Annotated in this window: 6 protein-coding genes; all 6 read right to left on the bottom strand. The window is 24.0% G+C overall.

Features of this window, described 5'->3' with window-relative positions:
• Nucleotides 1-424 precede the first annotated feature (424 nt).
• Nucleotides 425-1,702, bottom strand: a complete 1,278-nt coding sequence (locus ABFX13_RS05840; RefSeq protein WP_346043756.1) for a sensor histidine kinase — start codon at nt 1,700-1,702, stop codon at nt 425-427.
• A 213-nt stretch (nt 1,703-1,915) separates the two neighbouring features.
• Nucleotides 1,916-3,112 (bottom strand): NupC/NupG family nucleoside CNT transporter, encoded by a 1,197-nt coding sequence (locus ABFX13_RS05845; protein WP_346043758.1) that lies wholly within the window; start codon nt 3,110-3,112, stop codon nt 1,916-1,918.
• 230 nt (nt 3,113-3,342) lie between these two features.
• The gene (locus tag ABFX13_RS05850) at nt 3,343-3,669 is read right to left on the bottom strand and encodes a hypothetical protein (RefSeq protein ID WP_346043762.1); all 327 of its coding nucleotides are present in this window, start codon (nt 3,667-3,669) and stop codon (nt 3,343-3,345) included.
• Between the two features lie 121 nt (nt 3,670-3,790).
• A complete protein-coding gene (locus tag ABFX13_RS05855; protein ID WP_346043764.1) occupies nt 3,791-4,495 on the bottom strand; it encodes a YczE/YyaS/YitT family protein in 705 nt (234 codons plus the stop codon).
• A gap of 19 nt (nt 4,496-4,514) precedes the next feature.
• Nucleotides 4,515-5,255 (bottom strand): elongation factor P 5-aminopentanone reductase, encoded by a 741-nt coding sequence (gene ymfI / locus ABFX13_RS05860; protein ID WP_346043766.1) that lies wholly within the window; start codon nt 5,253-5,255, stop codon nt 4,515-4,517.
• A 210-nt stretch (nt 5,256-5,465) separates the two neighbouring features.
• Nucleotides 5,466-6,446, bottom strand: coding sequence for an HD domain-containing protein (locus tag ABFX13_RS05865; RefSeq protein WP_346043768.1), 981 nt, complete (start codon nt 6,444-6,446; stop codon nt 5,466-5,468).
• Between the last annotated feature and the right edge of the window lie 201 nt (nt 6,447-6,647).

Genomic DNA, 6,647 nt, shown 5'->3' on the forward strand with positions numbered 1-6,647 from the left:
TTGTATAAAAACATGTGAAATGAAAGAATATAAAGACGCTACAGAACATACTCATTTTATAGTCTCTAAATAGTTAAATATAACTATACTTATAATCACGTATGATGTAGATTTAGCTAGAAAGATTTGAGATAAAATAATAAATATTAGATATAGTTTCGTAGATATCATAATAATTTAAATTCAATTATTAAATTTTAAAGGATATATTAATGATTAGTATAATATAGTATTAATTGGATTTAGTTTAAGGGGGGGTTATTATGATATATATCTTTTTATTTCTACTTTTACTATTTTATATTTATGCTATAATAAATGAAAATTTAATATTAAAATACGAGGCAGATGATTCTAATTATTAATAAATTAAAGACTATATTTTAGAGTATTCTAAAATATAGTCTTTCTTTCACATACTAAATTATTCTTTATTAATCGGTATTTGAATGTAAAATTCAGTTTCCAAATCATCACTATCTACGTCTATCATACATTTATATGATTCTAATAATTTTTTAATAGAATATAATCCATAACCTCTGCCTTCGGATTTAGAAGAATATCCAAGTTCAAATATTTTTTTTGTATCTACTATTTTAGAACCATTATTTTTAATTGATATATTATGGTAATTTTCACATTTATATATATCAATATGTACATATTTATAGTCTTTTTCATAAGTTTTAAGTTCATCAATTGCATTATCTATTATATTTAAAAGTATAGAACTCACCTCAGAATCTGATAACTCTATATCATCTAATAAACTATCTATACATGCCGTTAAATCTATACTATACCTTGAAGCTCTTAATTTTTTTGTATTTAGTATAGCATCTATATAATGATTTCCAGTTACAAAATCTATATCTACATTGTTATCATAATCTGCCATTCCTAATATATACCTTTTTGCATCTTCTATCTTTCCACTTGACATTTGCATTAATATTATTTGTAAATGATTCATATAATCATGTTTTTGTATCCTTAATGCATTTACACTATCTTCCATTTGCTTAAGACTTTTTTCCATCAAATTCTTTTCTAATTCATTTAATACTTTTCTTTTATCATAATTTATTAAAGTAATAATTAGTACTATTAATATAAAAATAAATGAAAGCCCTACAAATATTCTCATAAATATTTCTACATTATAATGCATTTCACTTATACTATATATTAATAAAATTAAAATTCCTATTATAGCCATTATTAATATACTTATGTAAAAAAGTATTTGCTGTGTATATTTATTTTTGATAGATATATTTCTTAAATCTAGCATTTTAATAAAATACTTATATTTTACTAACTTCATTATAATAAACATAAATAATAACGATAAATAACATGATAAACTTTTTAATATACTATTATCTAATATTGATTGAAGATTTATACCCATAAAATTTATCAAAGTAATAGTCATTACTTCAGTTAATATCTTAATTCCCAATATTATCGCTGTTAAAATAAAACAACGTACTATTTTAACTTTTGAAAATATATGAAGTATAATAGCAATAGAAATATATAAAAATAAACTGCTAATTCCTAATGGTAATGTATTTTTTAAAAAGTATATTACTAATAAATATGTTAATATCATATAAATTATATTTTTACGCTTTATATTATTTAAAGCCATACTTGCTGATGAAAAAATAGCTATAGCTTCAGGTATACCCATAAAAATCAGATCTGATATACTTATTTTAATCGTCCCCCTTACCCTTTATACTTTTTTGTTTGCGTTTTTTTATATTAACATATTTGTATATATTTTTCTATATTTCGACATAAATTTTACTTTAAACTTTCATACAAAATACTAGAAATAAAATGTAAAAATTACAATAAAAAAAGATTTGAGATAACTCAAATCTTTTTATTTCAACTAAAATTAGAATAATAATACTAATCCTACTATCATAGCTGATAATGTACTAACTAAAAATCCACCTATCATACCTTTAAAAGCTATGTTAGATATTTCCGTTCTTCTTTCTGGACAGAATACTGATATACCTGATATACATATACCTATACTTGATATATTTGCAAATCCAGCTAAAGAAATTGACATAACTAAAGCACTTCTAGGGTCAAGAGATTTTATTATAGCTCCTAAATCTCCAAATGCAATAAATTCATTAAGCACTATCTTAGTACCTAATAATTCTCCAGCTTTTAATACATTTGATGGATCAAGACCCATTAAGAATCCAAGTGGTGCAAATACATAAGATAGTATTTGTTGTAATGATAATCCTATTACTCCTAATGCCCCATTAACTAATGCAACTAATCCCGTTATAGCAATTAATGCAGCACCTATACCAAATGCCATTTGCATACCATTAGTAGCACCCTCTGATATAGCTGACATTATATTTGTATGAGCACCCTTTCTATCCATAACAACATTTTCAACAACCTCTTCTTGTTGAGTCTCAGGTATTAATAACTTAGAAACCATTATACTACTTAATGGAACTAATGCCCCTGCTATAAGTAAGTATTCCATAGGTATACCCATTCCTACGTATCCCATTAAAACTGTAGCTGACATACTTCCCATACCAGATATTAAAACTAGCATAAGTTCACTTGTAGTCATTACATGTAAATACTTACTTACAAGTATTGGAGATTCTGTTTGACCTAAAAACATATTTGCAACAGCAACAAAACTTTCTACATTACTAGTTCCTAAAACTTTTTGTATTGCTCCACCTATTATTTTAACTACAAAGTTTATAACTCCTAAATAATAAAGAGCTGATACTAATGCTGCTATAAATACTATGTTTCCAAGTACTGATACAGCAAATATCATTCCATTGCTAGTATTAGCTAATGGTCCAAATACAAAAGTTAAACCTTCTACTCCATAATTTAATACATTAGTTACAAAATCAGAAACTACCATTACAATGTTTCTTCCTAAAGGAAACTTAACCAGGAAAAATGCAAGTACAAATTGGATTAGCAAAGCCTTTCCTATAAGTTTCTTATTTACCGACGATTTGTCAGTAGATACTAGGTAAAGCCCACCTAATAATACTATGATTCCTAAAATATTGAATATTATTGACATAGATTTCTCCTTTTTCTTTAGTTTTATTTATTATATATATTATACACTATTTTCGACATTTTTCTACTACTTTTTATCATTTTTATAATTTAATTTACATATATCACTATAAATTATTATTTATGATATATATTCTTCTCATTTTTTAAGTTTTTATTTATATTTTATGTAAAATGGGATTATTAAATCCCACTTATATATTTAAAGCTTACAGCTTTTTATTTAAAATGTCAGTGATCTTTTTTATCTACCTTTAATTTGTTTGACATAAATAAATCTATATTAGAAAAAGCATCTACACTTTTATCCGGTTTGTATATTATTATATCTTTACAGGATATATATTTATTATGATTAATATTACTTACACTAGATATTATTCTATTTATATTATTATCAATTAAATATTGAATTATATTTCCTAAAGTCATTTTTGACGTATCTTTAATAAAATAATCTCTAGTCCCTGTATCGAATATAATTATATTTGGAGTATTATTTATATCATTGTATAGTTGAAATTGTATTTCATCTTTTATTGGTATACAAATTTTCAATTCAAATCCTCCTTATATAATTTTCTTTCTTTTTATACTATATGTATCAATTTTCGCAAATGTGTTATTTATTTCTACATTTTTATCTGCAAGTAAAAAAAAAGAAAGCATAAGCTTTCTTTTAATCATCTATATTTTCTTCTAAGTTTTTAGTAATACATGTTTCATGTGATCTATTTAGTAATTTAGATTTTATGTATTTAATATCATCAATTATGTATCTATGTTTAACTTTAGTTGTTTCAAATCTACAAATATCAAAAGAATATTGTAAAACTAATCCAAAACATATTGTAGTTATTACAGTTCCTATACCGATACTTCCTCCAAGTAAATATCCAAATATTAATGCAAACATCTCTATAATAGTTTTTATCAATTTTACAGGTCTATTAGTTATTTTTTGAAGTGCTATCATCATTCCATCTCTTGGTCCACTTCCATACCCTGCACCTATATATAAAACACAACCTAAACCTATTGTAAACATTCCTATAAATATCATTATGATTCCAGTTATTATATTTTTAGATACTGGCACTATTTTATTTAACATAAGTATATCCATAAATACACCTATAAGTATCATATTTAATATAGTTCCTAATCCAAAATTTTCACCTAATATTATGTCTATAATAATAATTATTATTCCTACAGATATACTAGCTTGCCCCATTGTTATACCTAAGTTTTTTGATAAACCTTGATGAAATGCTTCCCAAGGAGATAATCCCAAGTTTGAATGTATAGTCAAAACTATTCCCAATGAACAAACAAATAAACCTATAATTAGACGAATAAGTCTTTTAATACTATATTCCATTTTTAATATCCCCCAACCTTTATACTATGACAAATCCACCATTAGGACTTATAACTTGCCCTGTTATAAAATTAGATTTATCACTAGCTAAAAATAAAGCACAATTTGCAATATCTTCTGCTGTTCCAAGCCTCATAAGAGGTGTTTCTTGTCTTAAAGCTTCAAGTGCATAATCTTCAATATTATCTAGCATATCAGTTTGTATAACTCCTGGAGCTATACAATTTACTTGAATATTTGAAGGTCCAAGTTCCTTAGCAAGTGCTTTTGACATTCCTATAATTGCCGCTTTGCTAGTTGAATAGTGTACTTCATAAGAACCTCCAACCATTCCCCATATAGATGATATATTTATTATTTTCCCACTCATTTGAGGAATCATATATTGTAATGCTTTTTTAGTTACATAAAATACACTATTTAAATTTGTACTTATAACTTCATCCCATTCTTCATAACTTATATCTGTAAACAAATTAGTTTTACTTATTCCTGCATTATTAACTAACACATCTATTCCTTCAAACTGCCCTATACAATAATTTACCATAAGATTGACTTCTTCCTTTTTCGAAACATCTGCTTTATATGTATCAACTGAAAATCCTCTGCTTTTTAGCTCATTATATAAATCTAGGGCTTCTTGTTCTGAATTGTTATAATTTATTAAAACATTATATCCATTTTCAGCAAATAAAGTCGCAATAGCTTTGCCTATTCCTCTAGATGCTCCTGTAACTAATGCTGTTTTTTTATTCATTTATCTCTTCCTTTCATAAGAAAATCTCAGTAATACCTATTATATATTAATATTTGACATAATAAAAGAAATATCACTTAATATTCTATTTTAACTTATACTAGAAATACTAAGTGATTATCTATTAACATAATTTTTTAACATATTAAAGTTTTTCTTTAGGTTTACATAATAAAATTATATTCACCAATTAAAAATATTTAATTTATTTTATTCTATAATCTCTACATATACACCTTTATTTATAATATCTTTAACTTTATTATTTATCTCATTTACATTATAGTCTAAATCTGATAAAGCAAAAACTTTATTATTAATATAAACGCTAGGGTCTATTAATCTTAATTTCCCTTTTATATGTATATCGTATTTATTTTCATTTATTCTAATTTTTATATCACCATTTAATGAATTTACTAAATTTAATAAATCATTATTTTTAGACTTTTTTAATATTTCTATAACTTCATTATCTGTTTTTAATATATCTTTAATATGTAATTCATTAGTATTTATAGCAAGTTTTATAGCTTTAGCTAATCTATCATATGCATAAGCATTTATTGGACTCATAAAAAAATCTACAACTTCTTTATAGTATAAATCTAAAAACCAATTAGCTTTATCTATACTTTTAACAACAATTTCACCATTTACTATACATATGTCTTTTATAAATAAATCAACCTCAGATTTATTTGTATACCCGTACTTATACATATCTCTTAATGTATAATCTACTCTATCTGCACATAATTTAGGAGCTTTTCTTTCAAGTATAGTCCATTTTTTCTCATCCATTAATATATCTTTATAATTATATCCATACCTTTTTAATATATCAGGTATTTCTGAATTAATAACCACTTCACTAAAAATTATCTCATGGTAATCTTGTTCATTGTTATCTAATGCAAAATCTATAACATGTGAAAAAGCAGTGTGGGATACATCATGAAGCAATCCAGCTATTTGTTCTTTTAAACTGCCTCCTAACATTTTAATTAATAACATCACCCCAACTGAATGTTCAAATCTGGTTACATTTAAATCTTTATTAACTAAATAAGTTGCTCCTACTTGGTGTATATTTTTTAACCTTTGTACTGCACTACAATTTATAAGTTCTATTAATACATCATCTATTTCAAACTCTCCATATATATAATCTTTTATTTTATTTCCCATATATTCCTCCTTATTTATTTTTATTATTATATAATAGCTTAATAAAGAAAAAATTGTTAGACTAACTTAAGCCTAACAATTTTTTCTTTATATATTACTTATAAGTTTATATTTTAATAATTTAAATTCATTTACATCAATAACTTTAAAATCTAATAAATTTTTTAGTTTAAATAAACTATCTATACAAGTATTTTTATT

This window comes from Paraclostridium tenue, from assembly GCF_039521565.1.
Lineage (GTDB): Bacteria > Bacillota > Clostridia > Peptostreptococcales > Peptostreptococcaceae > Paraclostridium > Paraclostridium tenue.